This window comes from Streptomyces sp. GbtcB7, from assembly GCF_019091445.1.
GTDB lineage: Bacteria > Actinomycetota > Actinomycetes > Streptomycetales > Streptomycetaceae > Streptomyces > Streptomyces mirabilis.
In genome coordinates this window covers 39,226-63,208 of record NZ_JAGXJM010000014.1, presented here as the reverse complement: position 1 = coordinate 63,208, position 23,983 = coordinate 39,226, and the positions used below count along the sequence as shown (strand labels likewise).

Here is a 23,983-nt window from a genome sequence, read left to right as displayed (position 1 = left end):
AGCTCGTCGTGGAGCCCGTCGTAAATGCTGACGGAAACTGTCAGGTTATCCGGCGAACCTGAGGCGCAACGGCACGCCAACGCAACGCCGACACGCGCTACCTGATGCGCGCCACCGCCACACCTACGCCGACAGAGGTCCGCCATGAACATCGACCCCCGCCCCCTCTACACCCGCGCCACCGAGCAGATCGCCGCTCTGGTCGCGACGGTTCGCCCGGAGCAGCTCGCCGGTCCCACCCCGTGCGCCGAGTTCGACGTACGGACCCTGCTGTCGCACATCGCGGGCGGTACCCGCCGGATCGCCGTGGTCGGCGCGGGCGGCGACGGAATGGCCGTACGACCGTTCCTCGACGGCGTCGAGGACGACCGCTGGAGCGCGGCGTACGACGAGGTCAGGACGGAGGTCCAGAAGTCCTGGGCGGACGACGCGCGCCTGGACGCCCTCGTCACCGTGCCGTGGGGCGAGGCGCCCGGACGTATCGCCCTGTCGGGCTATGTGATGGAGGCCGTCACCCACACGTGGGACCTCTCCGAGTCCCTCGGCCGACCGCTCGCACTCGATCCGGAGCTGGCCGAGTTCGCGCTCGGGATCGCCCGGCGCGTGCTGCCGGACGAGCGGCGCGACGACGAGGAACTGCCGTTCGACTCAGCGGTGCCGGCCCCCGAAGGGGCCGACGCCCATGGACGGCTCGCGGCCTACCTCGGCCGGCGACCGCTCAGCTGAGCCGGACCCGGGCGAGCTGTCGGGACTGCGCGACCAGCCGGTCCGCGCTGTCCCACACCTCGGCGTCCTCCTCCAGGAAGCCGCCGGCGAGGTTGCGGGTGGTGATCGACACCCGCAGCGGGCCCGGCGCCGGACGGCAGCGCACATGGACCGTCAGTTCGACCGTCGGTACCCAGCCGGAGATGCCGAGCTCGAAGGCGGTGGGCGGCAACGCGTCCACCGCGAGGAGCAGCGAGAGGGGGTCGGGGTCACGGCCGTCGGCGAGCCCGAACCAGGAGCGCATCTCGCCCTTCCCGGACGGCGCCCCCAGGGCCCAGCCGAGGGTCGCGGGGTCGAGCTTGAGCATCAGCCGCTCGGTGATGGCGGAGCTGCCGTCGACGGGCGCCGGTCCGTCCTCCGGCCCGAAGCAGTGCTCCATGGGCGGGATCGCGGGAGGTGTCGCCGTGGTGCGGACGTCGTCGGGCAGGGCGTCGAGATCGCCGTACGAGGCGAGTACGCGAATCCGTTCGACCTCGCGGCCCTCGTCGTCGTACTGGAAGAGCGAGGCCTGACCGGTCGACAGGGTCCGCCCCGTCCGGACGACGTCCGTTCGAACCACCGCCGGGCCGGGTTGCGACGCGGTCAGATAGTGGGCGGAGACGGTGAACGGGTCGCTGTGCGGCAGGGCGTCGGAGAGGGCGCGGCCCAGGACGGCGAGCAGATAGCCGCCGTTGACGGCGCTGATGATGGTCCATCCGGCGGACAGGTCGATGTCGTAGACGCCGGGTTCGCGCAGGGTGACCGCGGTGTCGCGGTCGAACTCGCTGTCACCGATCGCGGCGCGCGCGGCCTGTGCGGTAGCTGCTTCTGACATGCCTGAACGGTACAACAGGTGATTACTAAGCGGTAGCTTTTACTGTTTCGGGCATGTGAACCCCGTCACCCGGGAGTGAGGTTTCGGCAATTTCTTAGTAAGTGTCCGAACTCTTCCGTGAACCAACGGCATCGGATCCCCCTCTCCAAGGACATAGAACCCGATGCAGCTGCAGACCGTTGATCCAGCCCGTCACAGGAAGAGCCGCACACACCGTGAGCCTCACCGGAACGCCGTTCCTCCTCACCGCCATCGTCCTGGTCGCGGTCGCCCTGATCCTTCCCCTTGTGCTGTGGTCGCGCATTCCCGGCCCCAAGGTGCTGCGCAGCGTGGCCCGGATGGTGATGCTGCTGTTCGCCCAGGGCACCGCGATCACCCTCGTCTTCGTGCTCGTGAACAACGCCAACAGCCTGTACGACAACTGGTCCGACCTGCTCGGCACGGGCAACCACGTGCGGGCGGCCGCCAACCTCGGCCGTGACGGCACCGGCGGTATCTCGCTGCACAGCCTCCCCAAGGTCCGCCAGACGTTCTCGGCGGCCGACGGCCCCGGTATGTCCCAGGCGGGCGGGGTGAAGGTCACCCAGCTGCACGGCCAGGTGTCGGGGGTGGACGCGGAGGTCTACGTCTGGCTGCCGCCGCAGTACAACGAGCCCGCCTACCGCAACCGGAAGTTCCCCGTGGTGGAGCTGCTGCCCGGCTATCCGGGCTCGGCGAAGGCGTGGTTCGGTTCGCTGAAGGTGCATGAGCAGTTGCTGCCGCTGATGCGCGACGGGCAGGTCGCGCCGTTCATCCTGGTGGCGCCGCGCACGAATCTGCTGGCCAAGACCGACACCGGTTGCGCGAACGTGCCCGGCAAGGTGAACGCCGACACCTGGCTCAGCATCGACGTGCCGAAGATGGTGGTGGACAACTTCCGGGCGAAGTCCGCGCCGGACGGCTGGGGCGTGGCCGGCTACTCGGCCGGGGCGCACTGCGCGGCCAAGCTCGCCGTCGCCCACCCCGACCGCTACCGGGCCGCGGTGAGCATGTCCGGGTACAACGACCCGATCGGCGAACGCAACTCGCTCGCGGCGCGGAGCCTGACGCTGCGCCGTGAGAACAACCCCTACCTGCTGCTCAAGTCCTACCGCACGCCGCCCCGCGTCTCCCTCTACATCTCCGGCGAGGCGCACGACGGCTACGAGGCCGGCGCGGCGCTCCAGTCGATCGCGAAGGCACCGACGAGCGTGCAGCTGGTGCTGCTGCCCCGGAGCGCGGGCGGCCACAACATGGCCCTGTGGCGGCCGCAGATCCCGGAGACCTTCCGTTGGCTGACCCTGCAGATCGGGCCGGGGGCGCACGCTAAGGAGTCTCCGACTCCGTCGCCGTCGACCGGCGGTGCCAAGCACGCGGCGCTCGCCAGTGGTACCGCATCGCAAGCAACCGCAGGACGAAAGCGGTGACGGCCGCGAGCCCGCTGGTGAACGGGGACAGCGCGTCGTAGCGGATGCACAGGACCACCATCGTGGCGCCGACGATCGCCGGGACCGCGTACAGATCGCGGTCCCAGCGCAGCAGTGAGGGCACCTCGTTGGCGAGGACGTCGCGCAGCACACCGCCGCCGACCGCGGTGGCCAGGCCCAGGGCGGCGGACGGGGTCAGGCCGAGGCCGTACTCGTACGCCTTCGTGGTGCCCGCGACGCAGAACAGGCCGAGTCCGGCCGCGTCGAAGACGTTGACCGCGACCTGGATGCGCTCCACCTCCGGGTGGAGGAAGAACACCAGCAGGGCGGCGAGCAGCGGGGTGCTGAAGTAGCCGAGGTCGGTGAACGCGGCCGGGGGTACGGCCCCGATGACCATGTCGCGGAACAGCCCTCCGCCCAGTGCGGTGACCTCGGCGAGGACGGCGATGCCGAAGACGTCGAAGTTCTTGCGGACGGCCAGCAGGGCGCCGGAGATCGCGAAGACGAAGATCCCCACGAGGTCGAGCACATGCTGGACGGAGGGGGTGAACAGTTCCTGAAGCACCCGAACATTCTCACCTGTCGCGGGGCTCACACCTTACAAAGAAAGGCCTACAGGGTTGGTTTCCCTGTGGTGAACAGCCAGGTCTGGAAAAGGTCGTCGAGCTGTTGTCCGGAGACCTTCTCGGCGAGGCGGATGAAGTCGGCCGTGTTGGCGTTGCCGTACCGGTGGAGCTTCGTCCAGGCGGGCAGCAGTTTGAAGAACGCGGTGTCGCCGATGCGTTCGCGCAGCATCTGGAGGGTCATCGCGCCGCGCTGGTAGACCGCCGAGGCGAACATGGTGTCGCGCTGCGGGTCGGCGACGACGGTCCCCCAGAAGGTGGAGTCCGCGGGCCGCGCGTTGTACCCGGCGAGGAAGGAGTCGTGCGCCGAGCGGATCCCCTTGTGCTCGGACCACAGCCACTGGGCGTAGGTCGCGAAGCCCTCGTTCAGCCAGATGTCCTTCCAGCGTTCCACCGACACGGAGTCGCCGAACCACTGGTGGGCCAGCTCGTGCACGATGGTCGACTCCGAGCGCACGGCGGAGTACGCGGGCTTCGACTGCACCTCCAGCGAGAACCCCGCCTGCGGCATGTCGTCGACGATCGCGCCGGTCTCCTCGAAGGGGTAAGGGCCGAAGACCTGCGACCAGTAGTCGGTGGCCTCGGCCGTCACGGCGTACACGTCGACGCTGTTGCTGCCCGCGAGCACCGGGTCGATGGCCACGTAGATCGGCGTCCCGGCCGGCGTCGTCCCCGTCTTCACGTCGAACTTCCCGATGGTCGCGGTCGCGAGGTAGGTCGCCATCGGCCTGTTCTCGCGCCAGTGCGCGACCGTGCTGTCGCCCTTGTCGTACGTCGATATCAGCCGCCCGTTGGAGACGCCCGTCAGGCCCTTGGGTGCCTTGATCCGGATGTCGTAGGTGGCCTTGTCGGAGGGGTGGTCGCTGGAGGGGAACCACGTGGAGGCTGCGTTGGGCTCACAGGCGACGAAGACGCCGTCGGCGGTCTTCATCCACCCGTAGTCGGAGCCGAAGACGATGGGACCGTTGAGGGCTTCGGGGACGCCGCCGTAGGTGACGGTGACGGTGAAGGTCCTGCCCTTGCCGATCGCCCCGTGCGGGGTGATGTGGATCTCGTCGCCGTCGCGGGTGAAGTCGGCGCGTCTGCCGTTCACTTCGACGCGCGTGACCTCCAGTCTCTGGAGATCGAGGTCGAAGGAGGAGAGGGACTGGGTGGCGCGGGCCGTGAGCGTCGTACGGCCGTCCAGGCGGTCGGTGTCCGGGTTGTACGCCACGTTCAGGTCGTAGTGGCGGGCGTCGAAGCCGCCGTTGCCGAGCTGGGGGAAGTAGGAGTCGCCGATGCCGTCGGCGCCCGAGGTCGGGGCGGAGGAGGCGGCGATGACGAGGAAGGAGGCCGCCGCGGTCGCGAGGGCCCCTAAACGTGCCGAACGGGAGAGTGCCATGAGCGTCCCTTTCGTACGTGTTCCGATCGTTCCCGATCAGTTGGACACGCGAGACTCTGCACTCTTCCATTCGGGCATGCTCATGACTTTGCCCAATCGTCATGGCCTACCCGTCAGTTGACTCCTGACGATCGACTTCCGGTCTCCCCGAACGGACGGAACCAGTCCGCCATTTGACCGCACGAAGACCCCGGCATTTCCGAGTCTTTACCGCCCGAAGCGGCAGGCTCAATTGTTGCTCAACTCCACAGAATGTGATTGACCGGTCTCGGTCAACTTCATAGGCTCATTCCAGCTTGACGGGCTCCGCCGAAACGGAGGCCGGACCACTTGCATGGGGGAAATTCATGCGTACGAGAACCAAGCTGGCCACACTCGTCGTCGCCGGAGTAATGCCGCTCGTCGCGGGCGCGGCGCCGGCCTCGGCGGTCGTCACTCCGAAAAGGTCGTGCCCGGTCGATTACGGGGTCCTGATCACCTCGCACTCGGCCTATCGGATTCCCGCCTCGGGCGCGTACTTCAAGGACGGTCCGGGCGGCACCATCACCGCCTCCGTCACCAGGGCGTCCACCATCACGTACAGCCTCTCCGCCTCCCTGGAGGTGAGCGCGAGCTACCTCTTCGCCTCGGCCAAGGCGTCGGTGAGCGGCAGCATCACCAAGTCCGTGGCGATCACGACCGGCCACACGTACTCGCACAACATTCGCTCCAACAAGTACGGGAACCTGCAGTACGGCTCCAACGGCTTCAAGGTCGGATGGGAGTCGAACCGCACGAACCCGAACTGTTCGGTGACGACGCTCGCGAGGGGCACGGCCAAGCTTCCGGCGACCTCGGTCGGCTGGCACTACTGGGAAACCAGTTCCTGATAATTCTTCAAAACAAATGCCCCGGTAACCATTTCTCTGGTTACCGGGGCATTTGTTTCGGTGAATTCACACCGCCCTGTTCACTTCTGGCTGTCGGTTCCCGACTCCTCCGACGAGTTCGACTCGTCGACGGCGACCGATTCGGAAGCCTCTTCGGCAGCGGCCTCCTCGGGGGCAGCCTCCTCAGCGGCAGCCTCCTCAGCGGCGGCCTCCTCAGCGGGCTCGGTGGTCGTCTCCGCGGCGGGCTCCGGAGTCTCCTCCGTGGTTGCCAGTTCCGCGGCCACGGCCGCCGACGTCTCCGCCGACTCCGCCAGCACCTCGTCGGCCACGAGCGCCGCGGCCTCCTTCGCCGCGGACAGCAGCACCGTGTCCTGCGGCGCCTGGTCCTCGAAGTTCTCCGGGTGGTGGCAGGCGACCTGCTGGCCGGGCTTCAGCTCCAGGAGCGGCGGCTCGGCCGTCTTGCAGATCTCCGTGGCCTTCCAGCACCGCGTGTGGAAGCGGCAGCCGCTCGGCGGCGCGATCGGCGAGGGCACGTCGCCCTTGAGCAGGATGCGCTCGCTCTTCACGTTCCGGCGCTTGGGGTCCGGGATCGGCACCGCGGACATCAGCGCCTTGGTGTACGGGTGCATCGGCGCCTTGTAGAGCGAGTCGCGGTCGGCGAGCTCCACGATCTTGCCGAGGTACATCACCGCGATCCGGTCCGAGACGTGCCGGACCACCGACAGGTCGTGCGCGATGATCACGTACGTCAGGCCGAGCTCCTGCTGAAGGTCGTCGAGAAGGTTGACGACCTGCGCCTGGATCGACACGTCGAGCGCCGAGACCGGCTCGTCCGCCACGACCAGCTTCGGGTTGAGCGCGAGCGCGCGGGCGATGCCGATGCGCTGGCGCTGACCGCCGGAGAACTCGTGCGGATAGCGGTTGTAGTGCTCGGGGTTGAGGCCGACGACCGACAGCAGCCGCTGGACCTCCTTCTTGACACCGCCCTCAGGGGTCACGCCCTGCAGCTTGAACGGGGCACTGATGATCGTGCCGACCGTGTGGCGGGGGTTGAGTGACGAGTACGGGTCCTGGAAGATCATCTGGACGTCACGGCGCATCGGACGCATACCGCTCACACCGAGGTGCGTGATGTCCTTGCCCTGGAACTCGACCTTGCCCGCGGTCGGTTCGAGCAGCCGCGTGATGAGCCGGCCCATCGTGGACTTGCCGCAGCCGGACTCGCCCACGACGCCCAGGGTCTCCCCGGAGCGCACCTCGAAGTCGAGGCCGTCGACGGCGCGCACGGCACCGACCTGACGCTGCAGCAGGCCCTTCCGGATGGGGAAGTGCTTCTGCAGCCCGGTCACCTTCAGCAGGACGTCACCCGGGGCGGCGTCCTTGGTGAGGGTGGCGCCGCCTTCGTCCTGGGCCTGTGCGGGAATGGTCACTTCCGCGTCCTTGGCTTTCTCGCTCACAGCTTCGGCGCAATCTCTTCGGTCCAGATGCGTTCCCGCTGCTCCTGGGTCATGTGGCAGGCGGCCCAGTGCCGTCCGCCGACCTCGGTCAGCTCGGGGCGGACCGTGCGGGTCACGTTGTCCTTGGGAACGTCCGCGTACGGGCAGCGCGGGTTGAAGGCGCAGCCGGACGGGAGGTTGATCAGCGAGGGCGGGGAGCCCTTGACGGGGATGAGGCGCTCGGTCTGCTCACGGTCCAGGCGTGGCATCGAGCCGAGCAGCCCCCAGGTGTAGGGGTGCCGGGGCTCGTAGAACACCTTCTCGGCCGGACCGCGCTCGATGCAACGGCCGCCGTACATCACCAGGATGTCGTCGGAGAGTTCCGCGACGACGCCCAGGTCGTGGGTGATGATGATGACCGCGGAGCCGAACTCCTTCTGCAGGTCCCGCATCAGGTCGAGGATCTGCGCCTGGACGGTCACGTCCAGGGCGGTCGTCGGCTCGTCCGCGATGAGCAGCTCGGGGTTGTTGACCAGCGACATCGCGATCATCGCGCGCTGGCGCATACCGCCGGAGAACTCGTGCGGGTAGCTGTCGACGCGCTTGTCCGGCTGCGGGATGCCCACCCGGTCGAGCATCTCGACCGCGCGGCGCTTCGCCGTCTTCTTGTCCACGTTGTTGTGGATGCGGTACGCCTCCACGATCTGCTGACCGATCGTGTAGTACGGGTGCAGCGCGGACAGCGGATCCTGGAAGATCATCGCCATCTCGCGGCCGCGCAGCTTGCGTACGTAGTCCGGGTCGGCGGACAGCAGTTCGGTGCCGTTCAGCCAGATCTCGCCGGAGATCTGCGCCTTGCGCTTGCCGTACTGGCCGGCCGTGTGCAGGCCCATGATGCCGAGCGAGGTCACCGACTTGCCGGAGCCGGACTCGCCCACGATCCCGAGGGTCTTGCCCTTCTCCAGCTGGAAGCTGAGCCCGTCGACGGACTTGACCAGCCCGTCGTCGGTCGGGAAGTGCACCTTCAGGTCGCGTACTTCGAGGAAGGCGGAGGGTGCGGGCGAGTCCTTGACGGGCTCGGCCACCGCTCCGCTCTTGCTGAGTTCGGTCATGAGAGCCTCACTCGGGGGTCGATCACGGCGTACAGGACGTCCACCACGAGGTTGGCGATCAGCACCGCGAGAGAAGTGATCAGGGTGACGCCCAGGATGATGGGCAGGTCCTGGTTCCGGATGGCGTCGAGCACCGCGCGGCCGAGGCCGGGCAGGTTGAACGTCGACTCCGTCAGGATGGCGCCGCCGATGAGGGCGCCGAGGTCCATGCCCAGCATGGTGAGGATGGGGGTCATCGTGGAGCGCATGGCGTGCTTGCCGATGACGACCTGCTCCTTGAGGCCCTTGGCACGTGCAGTGCGGATGTAGTCCTCGCCGAGGATCTCCAGCATGGTGGCGCGGGTGATCCGGGCGTACATCGCCGCGTAGAGGAACGCGAGGGTGATCCAGGGCAGGATCATGCCGCCGAACCAGCCGCTGATGCTCTGGTCGAAAGGCACGTACTGCGCGTTGATCCATTTCAGGCCGAAGGCGAAGATCGCCAGGCTGAGCAGGCCGGTGAAGTAGATGGGGAGGGAGACACCCGCCAGGGCGACGACCATCGCACCGCGGTCCCAGATGGTGCCCCGCTTGAGGGCGGAGAGCACACCGGCCGCGACACCGAAGACCAGCCACAGCACGGCGGCACCGAGCGCGAGTCCCAGGGTCACCGGGAAGCGGTCGGTGAGCACCGGCCAGACGGCCTGCTCGCTGCGGAAGGAATAACCGAAGCAGGGCGCGGCACAGTGCGTGACGTCGCCACCGCCCGAGTAGGTGCGTCCGGCGAAGATGCCCTTGAAGAACTCCCAGACCTGGGAGTAGATCGGGTCGCTCAGGCCCAGCTTCTGCCGTACGGCCTCGACAGCGGCCGGGTCGGCCTGCTTGCCCACGAAGCTCGAGGCGATGTCCACGCCCGCCCACTTGGGGACGAGGAAGAAGATGCCGAAGACCACCATGACGATGACCACGAGCATCACTGCGGCGGCGAACAGCCGCCTGATGAGGTAAGCGAGCACAGCTTACGGCCCGCCGCGGGGCCGCGGGCCACCGGAGGTCATCCGATGGCCCGCGACCACGCCGCGCCGGCCTTCACCTGCCTTTCGTGCCTGTACGGCGGGTGTGCCGGTTTACTTCTTCGGGTTCTTCAGGCCGAGGTTGACGAAGTCGTACGTACCGCTGTAGTTGTCCGTCGTGTAGACGTTCGCGAGGTTGTCGCCGCGCCAGTTGATGAACTTCTCGAAGGTGAAGGGCAGGTAGTACGCGCCCTCCATGACCTTGTGGTTGATCTCGGTCGAGAGCTTGGTCTTGCCCGCTTCGTCCAGCGTGGTGACGTACTGGTCGAACAGACCATCGATGGTCTTGTCGTTGATCAGGGCGAAGTTGTTGTTACCGCTCGGTGCGATGTACTTGCTGTCCCACAGCGGCAGACCGAAGCCCTGGACGGTCGGGAAGTCCGGACCCCAGCCCATGATGATGATGCCGTAGCCCTTCTTCTTCACGTTCGAGGGGCTGCCGATGATGCCGGTGGTCTGCGAACCGTCGAACTGGTCGATCTGCGCGTTGATGCCGATCTTCTTCAGCGACGCCTGCAGCGACTGGGCCGTGGCGACCTCGACCGGCTTGTTGTTGCGCACCGCGATGGTGGTGGAGAAGCCGTTCGGCTTGCCGCACGCCTTCAGCGCCGCCTTGGCCTTCTCGACATTGCCGTTCTTGTCGGCGCCGGAGATGGCGTACGGGTCGTACTTCTGGCCCTCGGAGCCCGGGACGGACGGCGGGAGCATGTTGGTGCCGATGTCACCACCGGCGACCGGGCCACCGCGGGCGGTCTGCAGCGAGACGTGGTCCGCACCGAGGATGACGGCCTTGCGGCACTCGACGTTGTCGAACGGCTTCACGCTCTGCGGGAATGCCGCGTACCGGATGTAACCCGAGATCGGGTTGTCCAGGTTGGCCTTGTGCTCCTTCAGGGCGGTGGTGCGGCCCTGCGGGGACATGCCGGTCTGGTTGATGTCCAGGTCCAGGTCACCGTTGAGCAGGCGCTGGTCCAGCTGGTTGGCGTCCGAGTAGAACTGGACGGTGATCTTGTCCGGGTACGCCTTGCGGATCGGGTCCGAGGACTGCGTCCAGTTCGTGTTGCGCACCAGCGTCAGGCTCTTGCCCGGGCTGTACGACTCGAACTTGTACGGGCCGGAGGAGAACGGCTTCAGGCCGTACTTGGACTTGGTGTCCATGTCCTGGCGGACCGGGGAGGCCGAGACCAGACCCAGCACCTCCTGGAAGTCCGAGTTGGCCTTGGGGAGGTGGAAGACGATCGTCTTGTCGTCCGGCGTGGTGATGGCCTTCAGGCCCAGCTTGTCCTTGGACGTGTCCTTGTAGGGACCCTTGTACTCGCCCTTGGGGTCGAGGAAGTCCTTGAGGTACGTCGGACCGCCGGACAGCACGTCCTGCGCCCACACGCGCTCGATGCCGTACTTCACGTCCTTGGACGTGATCGCCTTGCCGTCCTCCCACGTGACGCCGTCACGCAGGGTGTACGTGTAGGTCTTGCCGTCGTCGGTGACCTTGGCGAGACCGGTGGCGAGGTCCGGGGTCAGCTCGGCGCCGGCCTTGCCCGGCTCCGTCTTGCCCGTGACCAGCTGGCGGCTGTAGTAGCGCGCGAAGTCCCACATGAAGCCGTAGTAGCCACGCGTGGTGTCCCACGAGTCCGCGTCCTGGGCACCGCCGAACCGCAGCGTGCCGCCCTTCTTGACCAGGGAGGCCTGGGCGACCTTGTTGTTGGCGGCGTCGAAGCCGGCGGCGCCGGTCTTCGAACCGTTGTTGTCGTCGCTGCCTCCACCGCCGCACGCCGCCGTGGTCAGCAGTGCGGCGACCGCAGCAGCGGCGGCAAACGCCTGCTTACGCCGCCCTGAGGTGCGTTGGGTAGTCACGATCTCGGATCCTCCGGATTTGATGAGAGACCCCGTGTCGATGCCACGGGACGCTTGGGGTGTGGCAGTTCAGCGGGAGGCCTTCGGGTCCAGCGCGTCCCGCACGCCGTCGCCGAAAAGGTTGAAGGCAAGGACGGTGATGAAGATCGCCACACCAGGGACCACCATGTACATGGGGTCGGACTCGTAGTAGTCGATCGCGCTCGACAGCATCTGTCCCCAGGACGAGGTGGGCGGCTTGACGCCCACACCCAGGAAGCTGAGCGCCGCCTCGGTGAGGATGTTCGTGGGGATCATCATCGTCGTGTAGACGATGATCGGCGCGACCAGGTTGGGCAGCAGTTCCTTGAACAGGATGTAGAACCGCCCGGCGCCCAGCGATCGCGCGGCCTCGACGTACTCGCGCTCACGCATCGAGAGCGTCTGGCCGCGCACCACGCGTCCGATGTAGGGCCAGCCGAAGAAGCCGATGACCAGGATCATCACGAACACGCGCACGTTGGAGCCGGACAGGCCCAGCATGTCGTTCGGCATCACCGAGACCAGGGCGATCGTGAACAGGAGTTGCGGGAAGGCCAGCAGGCCGTCCATCACGCGGCTGATGAGCGAGTCCACCCAGCCTCCGAAGAAGCCCGCCAGGATGCCGAGCACGGTGCCGAGGACGACCGCGACGACGGCGGAGAGGAAGCCCACCAGGAGCGAGACGCGGGCACCGTAGAGGATGCGGGCGAGGATGTCGCGGCCGTTGACGGGCTCGACGCCCAGCAGGTGGTCACCGCTGATGCCGCCCAACGACCCCGTGGGGGTGCCGAACAGAGGGTCGATCAGCTTCTCGTTGAAGGTGTCCGGGTCCTGACCGAGCAGGTGGGTGATCACTGGCGCCAGCAGGGCGACCACGATGAGGACGAGCACGACGATGCCGCCGGTCAGGGCGAGCTTGTCCCTCTTCAGGCGCTCCCAGGCGATCCGGCCCAGGGAACGTCCCTGCACGACCTTCTCGCCGGCGGCGGCAGCCGCCGCTTCTTCGGCCGCACTCGGGGCCGCTTCCGCGGTCGGCTCGTGCAATGGTGCCGTCATCTGGCAGGGACCCCTCTCAACCGGCGGTAGCCGGCCCACACGTGCCGCTTGTAGCGGCGTGATCAGTCCGTCGTACACAGGGGCTAAACCCCCTGGAGCGGGAGTCTTCAACGCCTCGGCGATCTGTAGCCAGACTTGACGGTGAATGGATGCGTAAACGTGATGCTGTCAGGGGGGTTCCGTTATCCGGACGGCGGGTAACGGGGGTCGGACGCGGGGCATTTGGGACACCGGAGGTTAATACGGGCATTAACCGGACGATCCCTTGCCATCTACGCGCGAAGAAATGCAGAGCCGCGGTGAAGGACCCGTGCCGATCCTTCACGGTTCGGCGGACGGCGGATCAGTATCCGCCGGGTGCCGGTGGATAGCCGTACCCACCCGCCATCGGAGCCTGGGCGGGGCCCGCGGGGGCCGCGTGGGCCTCGCGGTCGTAGAACGGCCGCGCGTTGGCGCGCAGCCACAGCGCCACCGGGTCGTACTCGTCCGACATCGCGACGGTCGACACGGGCAGCCCGTCCGGAACCGCGCCGATGGACTGCTGCATCATCGCCCGCACCGAGTCGACGGCGGGCGGCGAAGTGTCGTAGACGTCCAGTCCGATGGCCAGATACGGCGCCCCGAGCGCCGGCTGCACCCAGGCACGGCGCAGCGAGCGCACGGCGGTGGTGCGATGGGCGTTCTGCGTGAGCAGGGCGTAGAACTGCGGGATCTCGATGCCGGGTTCGGACAGTCGCAGCGGACCGGCGGGCTGGCGCTCCAGACCCGCCGCGATTCTGCGCAGATCGAGCCAGGGAATGCCGACCCCGCCGCCGGGGGCGTGCGGATTGAGCCAGAGCCCGAAGTGGTCGGGGTAGAGGGTGCGGGCCACGTCGAGACCGTCGACGACCTCGTACGACCGGTTCCAGCCGCTGGCCGAGAGCTCCTGGGCGGAGGTGACGCACGGCGCGTATCCGAAGCCCTCCACCTCCATGTTCCCGTACTGGGCGTCCGGGGAGCCCGCCTGGCCGTGCCAGAGCAGCATCCACACCTGGCCGGACGACGGGGTCGCGAGCGCGCGAAGGAGCGCCTCGTAGGCGTCGTAACGCCCGGGCGTCACCTGGCGCAGCATGTGCTCGACCTGACCGGCCGCGGCCGTGCCCGACGCGCTCACCTTCAACCGCCCCTTCGCGAAGAAATCATGACGTCGACCAACACCTCGGCCGAACCCCGGCCGAGCCATGAAACCAGCTTAAGCGGCGAATGCGCTCCGCTGGGGGAGCGGTTGAGAGCTCGGGGCCCCTTGTGGTCTGGAGGCTGCCGGTTGATCGTGGCTGGGCGCGCCCCCGCGGCGGAGCCGCACAATGGTCACAGCCTCGCGCCCCTTTCGGCGCGCTTCTACTGGGTCTGCTGATAGAAGGGCCGTACTTGGGCTCGCATCCAGTCGGCCACCGGGTCCTGGGCGACGTCGAGGAGGACGAGGTTCACCGGCCACTTGACCGCGACGCGGGAGAGGGCCCGGGAGAGGGCGTCCATGGGGAGGGCGCGGAGGTCTCCCTCCCACACGGAGAGTTCGACCCCGACGAACATGACCGGGTCGTCGCCCTCGATGCTGGCCAGACAGCGGCGGGCGGTCAGGACGACTCCCGTCGCCGCGAACTCGGCCGAGGCGGCGGCGAAGAAGTCCACCGGGTCGTCCTGCCAGTCGGGCTCGTAGAGTTTCACCCGGCCACCGCTCGTGGGCCCGTCCAGTGGGGTGCGCCCGGTCCGGCACAGCTCGGCGACCGCGAGGGGCGGCAGCGGCACTCCGACCGTCCCGTCCGGGTTGATCGCGATACCGACCTGCGGAGGCAGCCCGCGGGCGAACTCGACCGCGGGCGCGATCGTGTACGACAGATGGCTGCCGGCGACCTGGCGGAACTGCTCCTCGGAGCTGAAGACCGGCACGTACGCCTGGCCCTCGATCTCCAGGATGGGCAGGTCGAGGGATCCCGCGTGCGGTCCGCCGCCGTTGGGCAGCGGCACCCAGACGAAGCTGCGGCCGAGGACCTCGACGATGCGGCCGCCGGCCGAGGGCACTCCGAGGGACGCGGAGAGCACCTCCTCCAGTTCGTTGCCCGGCCAGCCGCCGTGCGAGTGGGGGTGGGGGCCGGGTTGCGGGTACGCCGGGACCGAGAAGTCCGGGAAGTCGGGGATGTCCATCTGTCTACCTGTCTACCGCCTGCGGTGAACCACTGTTCTGGTGTTCTGGCTGGAAAGGTTAGTGGGCCTGTATGACTTCACGACCGCTCTCGGCCACTCGCGGCCGTTTCTCAGCCACCGAAGCCGATCCGCCGCAGTACGTCCGCCGCGTCCCGGTCGAGGAGCACCGCCGAGCCGCAGCCCTCCGGCAGGTCGCCCCGCTCGACGGAGCGCAGCAGCCGGGCAACCGCGCCCCGGTGACGGGCGAACGCGTACCGCGAGACGCCCCGGCCGCGCTCGCGCTGGCCCTCCAGCGCCGTGCCGGGCGTGACGTCGAGCAGCAGCAGGTGGAGGGTGCCGCCGCGGCGCTGGGCCTCGCGGGCGAGCCAGCGGCGCACCCAGGCCTGCGTACCGCAGTCGTGCACGACGAGCCCGGCGCCGGAGCGCAGGGCGCGACGCAGGCCCGCGTAGTGCGCGAGGCGGACGAGGGGCCGGTAGAGGGCGTACGGCAGCCGGCCGCCGATCCGCTCGTCCCAGCGGTCCCGGGTGTCCTGGGAGTCGATGCGCGGGCCCTCGACGGCGCGGCGCATCAGGGTCGACTTGCCGCTGCCCGGCAACCCGGTGACCACGACGACGTCGGCCGCCGCGAAGTGCAGACCGTGCGGAGAGTGTCCCGCGCGCTCTCTGAGGTCGCGGACGACGGCCGTCGGCAGCGCTCCGCACGTCTCCCGGGTCCTGGCCGGGGCACCGGGCTGCTCGGGCAGCGCGAGGCCCGAGGTCGTGGCGTACGCCGTGGTCCTGTTCACCGTGATCGTCCTCCCCTTGGGTGTGGAGTCCCATCCCCGTCGAGTGTAAAGAGAAGGTAATGCGCGGTGTCTCTCGTTTCCGTACGCGGACTGCCACAGGCCGGTTACAGATGCGGACTGCCGTGATCGGACGGCGCGTGCGATGATGTGCCCGCCAACTGCATACCGGCCGCTTGAATCCGCGCGGGAGAGTTCCGGGAACCTTCGGGTACCCGGGCGCCGAAGGAGCAAGTCCCTCCCTTGAATCTCTCAGGCCCCGTTACCGCGCGGGCGAGGCACATCTGAAAAGCGGGCCGCTGTCCAGTGGCTCCACCCAAGGTGCAAGTCAGGACCTCCGTTCGCGGGGTCGTGATGAACCTCTCAGGTTCCGATGACAGATGGGGAGGAACGACCTCGCCGTCATGCCTTGGGAGCCCCACCGATGAGCAGTAACGCACCCCGTCTCACCGCGCTCGATGCCCTGCATCGCGCGCTCGGCGCGACGATGACCGACTTCGCGGGCTGGGACATGCCCCTGCGCTACGGCTCCGAGCGCGACGAGCATCTCGCCGTGCGCACCCGGGCCGGTCTCTTCGACCTGTCGCACATGGGCGAGATCACGGTCACCGGGCCGCAGGCCGCCACCCTGCTCAACCACGCGCTGGTCGGCAACATCGCCTCCGTCGGCGTCGGCCGCGCCCGCTACACGATGATCTGCCGGGAGGACGGCGGCATCCTGGACGACCTGATCGTCTACCGGCTGGCCGAGAACGAGTACATGGTCGTCGCGAACGCCTCCAACGCCCAGGTGGTGCTGGACGCGCTGAGCGAGCGTGCCGCCGGCTTCGACGCCCTCGTGCGCGACGACCGGGACGCGTACGCGCTGATCGCCGTGCAGGGCCCCGAGTCCCCCGGCATCCTCAAGTCGCTGACCGACGCCGACCTGGACGGGCTGAAGTACTACGCCGGTCTGCCGGGCACCGTCGCGGGCGTCCCGGCGCTGATCGCCCGCACGGGCTACACGGGCGAGGACGGCTTCGAGCTGTTCGTGGCCCCGTCCGACGCCGAGAAGCTGTGGCAGGCGCTGACGGACGCGGGCGCGCCCGTCGGGCTCGTCCCCTGCGGCCTCTCCTGCCGCGACACGCTGCGCCTGGAGGCGGGCATGCCGCTGTACGGGCACGAGCTGACCACCTCGCTCACCCCCTTCGACGCGGGGCTCGGGCGGGTCGTGAAGTTCGAGAAGGAGGGGGACTTCGTGGGACGTGCCGCGCTCCAGGAGGCCGCCTCCCGCGCCGAGGAGAACCCCCCGCGGGTACTCGTCGGTCTTGTCGCCGAGGGCCGTCGCGTGCCGCGCGCCGGGTACCCGGTCGTCGCCGACGGCAAGGTGATCGGCGAGGTCACCTCCGGCGCGCCCTCCCCGACGCTGGGCAAGCCGATCGCGATGGCGTACGTCGACGCCGCCCACGCCGCGCCCGGCACGGCCGGGGTCGGCGTGGACATCCGGGGCAGCCATGAGCCGTACGAGGTCGTGGCGCTGCCGTTCTACAAGCGCCAGAAGTAGCTTCGGGGCCGAAAGGGCCCCGTCCAGCGCGCCCACGTGACGCACGCCGCTGTGTCACGTCTCGTATCCCAAGACCACTCGGTCATCCCGTTCATCCGCACTCCCCCGCGTACAGGAGAATTCAGGCCATGAGCAACCCCCAGCAGCTGCGCTACAGCAAGGAGCACGAGTGGCTGTCGGTCGCCGAGGACGGCGTCTCGACGGTCGGCATCACCGAGTTCGCGGCCAACGCGCTCGGCGATGTCGTCTACGCCCAGCTTCCGGAGGTCGGTGACACGGTGACCGCGGGCGAGACCTGCGGCGAGCTGGAGTCGACCAAGTCGGTCAGCGACCTGTACGCGCCGGTCACCGGCGAGGTCGTGGAGGCCAACCAGGACGTGGTCGACGACCCGTCGCTGGTGAACTCCGCCCCCTTCGAGGGCGGCTGGCTGTTCAAGGTACGCGTCACGGACGAGCCGGCCGACCTGCTCTCCGCCGACGAGTACACCGAGTTCTCCGGCTCTTAAGGACTTCTGACTGATGTCGCTTCTGAACACGCCCCTGCACGAGCTGGACCCGGACGTCGCCGCCGCCGTCGACGCCGAGCTGCACCGCCAGCAGTCCACCCTGGAGATGATCGCCTCGGAGAACTTCGCTCCGGTCGCGGTCATGGAGGCCCAGGGCTCGGTCCTGACCAACAAGTACGCCGAGGGCTACCCGGGCCGCCGCTACTACGGCGGCTGTGAGCACGTCGACGTGGTCGAGCAGATCGCCATCGACCGCGTCAAGGCGCTCTTCGGCGCCGAGCACGCGAACGTGCAGCCCCACTCGGGCGCCCAGGCCAACGCGGCGGCGATGTTCGCGCTGCTGAAGCCGGGCGACACGATCATGGGTCTGAACCTCGCGCACGGCGGGCACCTCACCCACGGCATGAAGATCAACTTCTCCGGCAAGCTGTACAACGTGGTCGCGTACCACGTGAACGACGAGACCGGTCAGGTCGACATGGACGAGGTCGAGCGCCTCGCCAAGGAGTCCAGGCCGCAGCTGATCGTGGCGGGCTGGTCGGCGTACCCGCGTCAGCTGGACTTCGCCGCGTTCCGTCGGATCGCGGACGAGGTCGGCGCGTACCTGATGGTCGACATGGCGCACTTCGCGGGTCTCGTGGCCGCGGGCCTGCACCCGAACCCGGTGCCGCACGCCCACGTGGTCACGACCACGACCCACAAGACGCTGGGCGGCCCGCGCGGTGGCGTGATCCTGTCCACCGCCGAGCTGGCGAAGAAGATCAACTCCGCGGTCTTCCCCGGCCAGCAGGGCGGTCCGCTGGAGCACGTGATCGCCGCGAAGGCCGTCTCCTTCAAGGTCGCCGCCTCCGACGACTTCAAGGAGCGCCAGCAGCGCACGCTGGACGGCGCGCGCATCCTGGCCGAGCGCCTGGTCCAGGACGACGTCAAGGCCGTGGGCGTGGACGTGCTGTCCGGCGGCACGGACGTGCACCTGGTCCTGGTCGACCTGCGCAACTCCGAGCTGGACGGTCAGCAGGCCGAGGACCGTCTCCACGAGGTCGGCATCACGGTCAACCGCAACGCCATCCCGAACGACCCGCGCCCCCCGATGATCACGTCCGGCCTGCGCATCGGCACGCCCGCGCTCGCCACCCGCGGCTTCCAGGCCGAGGACTTCACCGAGGTCGCGGACATCATCGCCGAGGCACTGAAGGCACCCTCTCCCTTCGGGGCGGCCGACGCGGAGTCCCTCAAGTCCCGGGTCTCCGCCCTGGCCGACAAGCACCCGCTGTACCCCGGCCTGAAGTAGTACCGCCTGAAGTAGTACAGAACCAGTTCCTGCGAAAGTTCACTTTCGTACAGAAATTCGCACGGAACGTACGATTCACCGGGACGCCGCGCACACTGGAACTGGAGCTGTGCGCGGCGCCCGCCCCCATGCACCACCCCTGTTGTGAGGAGTCCCCGTGGCCATCTCGGTCTTCGACCTGTTCTCGATCGGCATAGGCCCGTCGAGCTCCCACACGGTGGGCCCGATGCGTGCGGCGCGCATGTTCGCCCGCCGGCTGCGCAACGAGGAGCTGCTGGACTCGGTGGTCTCCGTCCGGGCCGAGCTGTACGGCTCCCTGGGCGCGACCGGTCATGGCCACGGCACCCCGAAGGCGGTGCTGCTGGGCCTGGAGGGCGCGTCGCCGCGAACCGTGGACGTGGAGGGCGCCGACGACCGCGTGGAGCAGATCAAGTCCTCGGGCCGCCTCTCGCTCCTCGGCACGCACGAGATCTCCTTCTCCTTCGCCGACGACCTGGTCCTGCACCGCCGCAAGGCCCTGCCGTACCACGCGAACGGCATGACGGTCTTCGCGTACGACGCCTCCGGCGCACTCGTCCTGGAGAAGACGTACTACTCGGTCGGCGGCGGCTTCGTGGTCGACGAGGACGCGGTGGGCGAGGACCGCATCAAGCTCGACGACACGGTGCTCAAGTACCCGTTCCGCACGGGCGACGAGCTGCTGCGGCTGACGAAGGAGACCGGCCTGTCGATCTCCGCCCTGATGCTGGAGAACGAGCGGGCCTGGCGCACCGAGGAGGAGATCCGCGAGGGCCTGCTCGCCATCTGGCGTGTGATGCAGGCGTGCGTCTCCCGGGGCATGGCCCGCGAGGGCATCCTGCCGGGCGGGCTCAAGGTCCGCCGCCGCGCCGCCGTCTCGGCCCGCCAGCTGCGGGCGGAGGGCGACCCGTTGGCCCACGCGATGGAGTGGATCACGCTCTACGCCATGGCGGTGAACGAGGAGAACGCGGCGGGCGGCCGGGTGGTCACGGCCCCCACGAACGGCGCCGCGGGCATCATCCCGGCGGTCCTCCACTACTACATCAACTTCATCCCGGGCGCGGACGAGGACGGCGTCGTGCGCTTCCTGCTGGCCGCCGGCGCCATCGGGATGCTCTTCAAGGAGAACGCCTCCATCTCCGGCGCCGAGGTCGGCTGCCAGGGCGAGGTCGGCTCGGCCTGCTCGATGGCCGCGGGCGCCCTCGCCGAGGTCCTCGGCGGCAGCCCCGAACAGGTCGAGAACGCCGCCGAGATCGGCATGGAACACAACCTCGGCCTCACCTGCGACCCCGTCGGCGGCCTCGTCCAGATCCCCTGCATCGAACGCAACGGCATGGCAGCGGTCAAGGCGGTCACCGCCGCCCGCATGGCCATGCGCGGCGACGGCTCCCACAAGGTCTCCCTCGACAAGGTCATCAAGACCATGAAGGAGACGGGCGCGGACATGAGCGTCAAGTACAAGGAGACGGCGCGGGGCGGGCTGGCGGTGAACATCATCGAGTGCTAGGGAAATAGGCCCTGACCAGCGCGTTCGTTTCTTTCGGCGCTGTCGGGGCCTTCCCTGCTCACACGGCGGCAAGAGTTCGTAGCACGTACGCAACGTCGAATGCCCCTCGGGCGCAGCCGCCCGGCGGCTCGTCACAGCAAACCCCTCGGCAGAGCGTTAGCCCAGCAGTCCGGCTGAGGGACAACGGGCGGTTCGCGGCCGTCTGGGCGTATCGGTGTACGTGGTGACCGTCGACGCTCTCTGATCCGGCACGGCATCAACCACCGGTGCCCGAATGGCGGCGGAGGACAGAATCACCCCAGCTCACCAACAAGACGGCAACGCCTCTGGACACCGGGGCGGGCCACGGGTGCGGCCCGCGAACCGGCCCGGCACGGTTGAACTGCTCGACCTCGACGGCCATCTCGACCTGGTGGGCGACCCGTTCTCCGGTGCCGTGATCGACCGGGGCAGGATCGTGCTGCCGGGAGACCCCGGACTGGGCGCGTGCTCGCGCCCCGACAGCGAGAACACCTGGGAGAAATGACGTGCAATTCCGCTGCGCCGTACTCGACGACTTCCAGAACGTGGCGAGCACATGTGCCGACTGGTCGACGCTGAGCGATCGGGTCGAGGTCGTCTCCTTCACCGAGCACTTCGCCACCGAGGACGAACTCGCCTCCGCCCTCGCCGACTTCGACTTCGTGGTCACCCTGCGCGAGCGGGTGCCTTTCCCGGACTCACTGCTGAACCGGCTGCCCCGCCTGAAGCTGCTGATCGCCTCCGGCATGCGTAACTCGGTGATCGACTACGCGGCCGCGAAGGCGGGCGGCGTCACCGTGTGCGGCACCCAGAGCTCCTCGACGCCGCCGGTCGAACTCACCTGGGCCCTGCTGCTCGGACTCGCCCGCGGCATCGTCCAGGAGAACAACGCCCTGCGCGGCGGCGGCCCGTGGCAGTCCACCGTCGGCGCCGACCTGCACGGCCGCACGCTCGGCCTGCTCGGACTCGGCAAGATCGGCAGCCGGGTGGCCCAGATCGGACTCGCCTTCGGCATGGAGGTCACCGCCTGGAGCCAGCACCTCACCAAGGAACGCGCGGACGAGGTCGGCGTCGAACTCGCCTCCTCCAAGGAGGAGTTGCTCGCAAGCAGCGACTTCATCTCCCTCCACCTCGCGCTGAGCGACCGCACCCGGGGCCTGCTCGGCGCCGCCGAACTCGCCCTGCTCAAGCCCACCGCCTACCTGATCAACACCTCGCGGGCCGCGATCGTCGACCAGGACGCCCTGCTCGCGGCGTTGCACGAGGGCCGTATCGCCGGCGCCGGCGCCGACGTCTTCGACGTCGAACCGCTGCCGGGCAACCACCCGATGCGCACCGCGCCACGGCTACTCGCCACCCCGCATCTCGGCTATGTCTCCCGCGCCAACTACGCGCGCTACTACGGCCAGGCCCTGGAGGACATCCAGGCCTACCTCGACGGCGACCCGGTCCGGGTCCTCGGCTGACGTGCCGTCGTGAGCCCCGGCGGCCGTGCGGCCGCCGGGGCCTCTCGTCCCTCTCCGCGGTCGCCGTCCCACCGTTCCCCGCACGACCGCAGACCACCACCGTGAGCGTGTCCCGCCACATGACGAAACTCGGCGCCTTCCTGCCCGCGCCGGGCCACCACGTCGCCGCCTGACGGCATCCCCACGCACGCCCCGACGGTGGCCCGGACTTCGACCACCGTCGGCACCGTGCCCGGTGCAGGTCCCCCGGGACCGGCTGGGCACCTTCAGCCCCCGGTTGCTGCCCAAGTACGCCCGCCGGACCGGGGCGTCGGAAGGCCGGCTCGTCATCACCCCGTCGCGATGGAGCTGCCGCATGTCCGGGTGAGGCCGCGCCTGCCGAACGGCCTACCTGAGTGGCCTTCAGCAGGCGCGGGCCCCTCTTGCTGCATACCGTCACCAGAGGAACAGCTCCCGGTCTTGATCGTCATGGGTCGGAGGGGTGAACCGAACACGACGTTCGAGGACGAGCGGCACCGCCGTCGGAGAAGGGCTCCGGGTGCCAAGGAGGTCGGCAATGGTGACGCGAGAGCCGCGGGTCCGCCGGACACGGAGAAGGACCCGTCGCACCGTCGGAGCCTGCGTGCTCGCTGCGGGGTGTGTCTTCGCGAACTCCGTGCCGTCGGCCACGGCGAGCCCCCAAGGGGGCGCGTCCCGCCGGTGCGCGACGAAACCCTTCCCTCCATCGGAAAGTACTCCACCCCCGATCCTGTCGGGCAGCGATGTGTGGAGTTTCGTCTCCGAACCGGGCCTTCACCCCATGCGGGTGACCGTGACCGCAAACAAACCGGGAACGGCTCACGGAGACATCTTTGTCGCCCCGTTCAGCGCGGACCAAATGGTCGGCCAGACGGGGGCACTGGTCAACGACGACTCGGGTGATCCGGTCTGGTTCCGCCCACTGCCTTCCACGAACCTCCAGAACGCCGACTTCAAGGTCCAGACCTATTACGACGGCCGCGGGGGCCGGGGACAACCGGTGCTGACCTGGTGGCAGGGGACTCTCGCCCTTCCCCCGGCGTATACGAACCTGCCGGCCGGTGCGCCGGAACCGGGCGGGTGCTACTACATCTACGACACCCACTACCGCCTGCTCAAAACGGTCTTCGCGCATCACGGCTATTACCCGGACGAGCACGAGTTCACCCTGACCCGCAGGGGCACCGCCCTGTTCATCGCCTCCAAACCGGTGCCCATGGATCTCACACCCTATGGGGGTCCGAAGAACGGAGCCATCGAGAACAGCGAGATCCAGGAGGTCGACCTCGCCACGGGGAGACTCCTCTACTCATGGAACGCGCTGGACCATATCGACCCCGCCGATTCCGAGGAGGCAGCCTCCAGCGCGTCGTCGTCCGGCGGAGTGTGGGATGCCTTTCACATCAACTCCGTCGACGAGGGCCCTGACGGCCGGCTGTTGATCTCGGCCCGGAACATGTGGGCGATCTACGACGTCACCAAGAAATCCGGGAAGGTCCGCTATCAGATCGGGGGAAAGAAAAGCGACTTCACCTTCGGTCCGAACGCGGGCTTCTACTGGCAGCACGATGCCCGATTCCGGCCAGGAAACCGGATCAGCATGTTCGACGACGGCTGCTGCGACCTGCCCGACGGCACCCCCGAACAGCGTTCGCACGGCCTGATCCTCAGCCTTGATTTCCGCAACCACAAGGCGACGGTGGACAAGACCTACTACCACCAGCCGCCGTTGGAGTCACCGACCCAGGGAAACACCCAGGCCCTCTCCAACGGCAACGAATTCATCGGGTGGGGTCAGAGCCCGTACTACTCGGAGTACGCGGGTGCAGGGAACACCGAGGGCAACGCCTCGCGGAACCTGCTCTACGACGCGAAACTACCGGGCTCCGACATCTCTTACCGAGCCTTCCGGAACAAATGGATCGGCACGCCTTACTACCCACCGAGTGCGGCGGCACGGTCCGACGGCGGGCACAGCGCCGTCTACGCCTCCTGGAACGGCTCGACGCAGACCGAAGCATGGCAGGTACTCGCCGGATCCGACCCCAATTCCCTGTCGGTCGTCGTCAGACACGCCCCTCGGTCCGGATTCGAGACCGCCGTCACCACGCCCAAACCAGGACCGTACTTCAAGGTCAGGGCGCTGGATGCGAAGGGCAGGGTCATCGGGGACTCCCGCGTGGTGAAACTCTCCGGCTGACCGTTGGCGGGGGCACCATGAG

Annotated in this window: 21 protein-coding genes and 1 riboswitch; of the genes, 10 read left to right on the top strand and 11 right to left on the bottom strand. The window is 68.4% G+C overall.

Going from position 1 to position 23,983, the window contains the following annotated elements:
- Positions 1-144 precede the first annotated feature (144 nt).
- The gene (locus KVT44_RS23320; RefSeq protein WP_190173239.1) at positions 145-726 is read left to right on the top strand and encodes a TIGR03086 family metal-binding protein; all 582 of its coding nucleotides are present in this window, start codon (positions 145-147) and stop codon (positions 724-726) included.
- On the opposite strand, the gene KVT44_RS23315 is transcribed toward KVT44_RS23320, so the two are convergent.
- On the bottom strand, positions 719-1,579 hold the full coding sequence (locus KVT44_RS23315; protein WP_054234599.1) for a thioesterase family protein: 861 nt from the start codon (positions 1,577-1,579) through the stop codon (positions 719-721). The two genes, KVT44_RS23320 and KVT44_RS23315, sit on opposite strands and share 8 nt — an antisense overlap.
- Positions 1,580-1,794: 215 nt before the next feature.
- Between KVT44_RS23315 and KVT44_RS23310 the strand changes: the two genes are divergently transcribed.
- Positions 1,795-3,024, top strand: coding sequence for an esterase family protein (locus tag KVT44_RS23310; protein WP_099920542.1), 1,230 nt, complete (start codon positions 1,795-1,797; stop codon positions 3,022-3,024).
- On the opposite strand, the gene KVT44_RS23305 is transcribed toward KVT44_RS23310, so the two are convergent.
- The gene (locus tag KVT44_RS23305; RefSeq protein ID WP_082417539.1) at positions 2,924-3,589 is read right to left on the bottom strand and encodes a trimeric intracellular cation channel family protein; all 666 of its coding nucleotides are present in this window, start codon (positions 3,587-3,589) and stop codon (positions 2,924-2,926) included. The genes KVT44_RS23310 and KVT44_RS23305 overlap by 101 nt on opposite strands.
- Before the next feature lie 47 nt (positions 3,590-3,636).
- The gene (locus KVT44_RS23300) at positions 3,637-5,028 is read right to left on the bottom strand and encodes a M1 family metallopeptidase (protein ID WP_217568372.1); all 1,392 of its coding nucleotides are present in this window, start codon (positions 5,026-5,028) and stop codon (positions 3,637-3,639) included.
- Positions 5,029-5,375: 347 nt separating this feature from the next.
- Here KVT44_RS23300 and KVT44_RS23295 point away from each other — a divergent pair, with 347 nt between their 5' ends.
- Positions 5,376-5,897 (top strand): hypothetical protein, encoded by a 522-nt coding sequence (locus tag KVT44_RS23295; RefSeq protein WP_217568371.1) that lies wholly within the window; start codon positions 5,376-5,378, stop codon positions 5,895-5,897.
- Positions 5,898-5,977: 80 nt separating this feature from the next.
- Here KVT44_RS23295 and KVT44_RS23290 read toward each other — a convergent pair whose 3' ends face one another.
- The 8 genes from KVT44_RS23290 to KVT44_RS23255 all read right to left on the bottom strand — a co-directional run bounded on the left by KVT44_RS23290 (position 5,978) and on the right by KVT44_RS23255 (position 15,400).
- On the bottom strand, positions 5,978-7,327 hold the full coding sequence (locus KVT44_RS23290) for an ABC transporter ATP-binding protein (RefSeq protein ID WP_217568370.1): 1,350 nt from the start codon (positions 7,325-7,327) through the stop codon (positions 5,978-5,980).
- A gap of 23 nt (positions 7,328-7,350) precedes the next feature.
- The gene (locus KVT44_RS23285) at positions 7,351-8,445 is read right to left on the bottom strand and encodes an ABC transporter ATP-binding protein (RefSeq protein ID WP_099920546.1); all 1,095 of its coding nucleotides are present in this window, start codon (positions 8,443-8,445) and stop codon (positions 7,351-7,353) included.
- Positions 8,442-9,440 (bottom strand): ABC transporter permease, encoded by a 999-nt coding sequence (locus KVT44_RS23280; protein ID WP_060896606.1) that lies wholly within the window; start codon positions 9,438-9,440, stop codon positions 8,442-8,444. Before KVT44_RS23280 ends, KVT44_RS23285 begins: the two co-directional genes overlap by 4 nt.
- A gap of 111 nt (positions 9,441-9,551) precedes the next feature.
- Positions 9,552-11,351: an ABC transporter substrate-binding protein gene (locus tag KVT44_RS23275; RefSeq protein ID WP_217568369.1), complete on the bottom strand. Its 1,800-nt coding sequence runs from the start codon at positions 11,349-11,351 to the stop codon at positions 9,552-9,554.
- A 69-nt stretch (positions 11,352-11,420) separates the two neighbouring features.
- On the bottom strand, positions 11,421-12,428 hold the full coding sequence (locus KVT44_RS23270; protein ID WP_217568368.1) for an ABC transporter permease: 1,008 nt from the start codon (positions 12,426-12,428) through the stop codon (positions 11,421-11,423).
- 343 nt (positions 12,429-12,771) lie between these two features.
- Positions 12,772-13,581 (bottom strand): enhanced serine sensitivity protein SseB C-terminal domain-containing protein, encoded by an 810-nt coding sequence (locus KVT44_RS23265; RefSeq protein WP_099925377.1) that lies wholly within the window; start codon positions 13,579-13,581, stop codon positions 12,772-12,774.
- Positions 13,582-13,805: 224 nt separating this feature from the next.
- On the bottom strand, positions 13,806-14,609 hold the full coding sequence (locus KVT44_RS23260) for an enhanced serine sensitivity protein SseB (protein WP_217568367.1): 804 nt from the start codon (positions 14,607-14,609) through the stop codon (positions 13,806-13,808).
- 110 nt (positions 14,610-14,719) lie between these two features.
- On the bottom strand, positions 14,720-15,400 hold the full coding sequence (locus tag KVT44_RS23255) for an AAA family ATPase (protein ID WP_217568468.1): 681 nt from the start codon (positions 15,398-15,400) through the stop codon (positions 14,720-14,722).
- 168 nt (positions 15,401-15,568) lie between these two features.
- A riboswitch (glycine riboswitch) is annotated at positions 15,569-15,669 on the top strand.
- A gap of 146 nt (positions 15,670-15,815) precedes the next feature.
- Here KVT44_RS23255 and gcvT point away from each other — a divergent pair.
- The 7 genes from gcvT to KVT44_RS23220 all read left to right on the top strand — a co-directional run bounded on the left by gcvT (position 15,816) and on the right by KVT44_RS23220 (position 23,961).
- Positions 15,816-16,934 (top strand): glycine cleavage system aminomethyltransferase GcvT, encoded by a 1,119-nt coding sequence (gene gcvT, locus KVT44_RS23250; RefSeq protein ID WP_217568366.1) that lies wholly within the window; start codon positions 15,816-15,818, stop codon positions 16,932-16,934.
- A 128-nt stretch (positions 16,935-17,062) separates the two neighbouring features.
- Complete coding sequence (gcvH, locus tag KVT44_RS23245; RefSeq protein ID WP_054234610.1) at positions 17,063-17,440, top strand: glycine cleavage system protein GcvH; 378 nt, start codon at positions 17,063-17,065, stop codon at positions 17,438-17,440.
- A gap of 13 nt (positions 17,441-17,453) precedes the next feature.
- Positions 17,454-18,731, top strand: a complete 1,278-nt coding sequence (gene glyA / locus KVT44_RS23240; protein WP_099920550.1) for a serine hydroxymethyltransferase — start codon at positions 17,454-17,456, stop codon at positions 18,729-18,731.
- A 157-nt stretch (positions 18,732-18,888) separates the two neighbouring features.
- On the top strand, positions 18,889-20,256 hold the full coding sequence (locus KVT44_RS23235; protein WP_217568365.1) for an L-serine ammonia-lyase: 1,368 nt from the start codon (positions 18,889-18,891) through the stop codon (positions 20,254-20,256).
- Positions 20,257-20,605: 349 nt separating this feature from the next.
- Entirely contained in the window at positions 20,606-20,782 is a 177-nt protein-coding gene (locus KVT44_RS23230; protein WP_217568364.1) for a hypothetical protein, read from the top strand.
- 1 nt (position 20,783) lies between these two features.
- Complete coding sequence (locus tag KVT44_RS23225) at positions 20,784-21,743, top strand: D-2-hydroxyacid dehydrogenase family protein (protein WP_217568363.1); 960 nt, start codon at positions 20,784-20,786, stop codon at positions 21,741-21,743.
- Positions 21,744-22,620: 877 nt separating this feature from the next.
- On the top strand, positions 22,621-23,961 hold the full coding sequence (locus tag KVT44_RS23220) for an arylsulfotransferase family protein (protein ID WP_254649760.1): 1,341 nt from the start codon (positions 22,621-22,623) through the stop codon (positions 23,959-23,961).
- Positions 23,962-23,983: the final 22 nt, after the last annotated feature.

Bases quoted from the DNA above. Each gene is read 5' to 3' on its own strand.
- KVT44_RS23320 (WP_190173239.1), top strand. From the start codon at position 145: ATGAACATCGACCCCCGCCCCCTCTACACCCGCGCCACCGAGCAGATC.
- KVT44_RS23315 (WP_054234599.1), bottom strand. From the start codon at position 1,579: ATGTCAGAAGCAGCTACCGCACAGGCCGCGCGCGCCGCGATCGGTGAC.
- KVT44_RS23300 (WP_217568372.1), bottom strand. From the start codon at position 5,028: ATGGCACTCTCCCGTTCGGCACGTTTAGGGGCCCTCGCGACCGCGGCG.
- KVT44_RS23295 (WP_217568371.1), top strand. From the start codon at position 5,376: ATGCGTACGAGAACCAAGCTGGCCACACTCGTCGTCGCCGGAGTAATG.
- KVT44_RS23285 (WP_099920546.1), bottom strand. From the start codon at position 8,445: ATGACCGAACTCAGCAAGAGCGGAGCGGTGGCCGAGCCCGTCAAGGAC.
- KVT44_RS23270 (WP_217568368.1), bottom strand. From the start codon at position 12,428: ATGACGGCACCATTGCACGAGCCGACCGCGGAAGCGGCCCCGAGTGCG.
- KVT44_RS23260 (WP_217568367.1), bottom strand. From the start codon at position 14,609: ATGGACATCCCCGACTTCCCGGACTTCTCGGTCCCGGCGTACCCGCAA.
- gcvT (WP_217568366.1), top strand. From the start codon at position 15,816: ATGAGCAGTAACGCACCCCGTCTCACCGCGCTCGATGCCCTGCATCGC.
- gcvH (WP_054234610.1), top strand. From the start codon at position 17,063: ATGAGCAACCCCCAGCAGCTGCGCTACAGCAAGGAGCACGAGTGGCTG.
- glyA (WP_099920550.1), top strand. From the start codon at position 17,454: ATGTCGCTTCTGAACACGCCCCTGCACGAGCTGGACCCGGACGTCGCC.
- KVT44_RS23220 (WP_254649760.1), top strand. From the start codon at position 22,621: ATGGTCGGCCAGACGGGGGCACTGGTCAACGACGACTCGGGTGATCCG.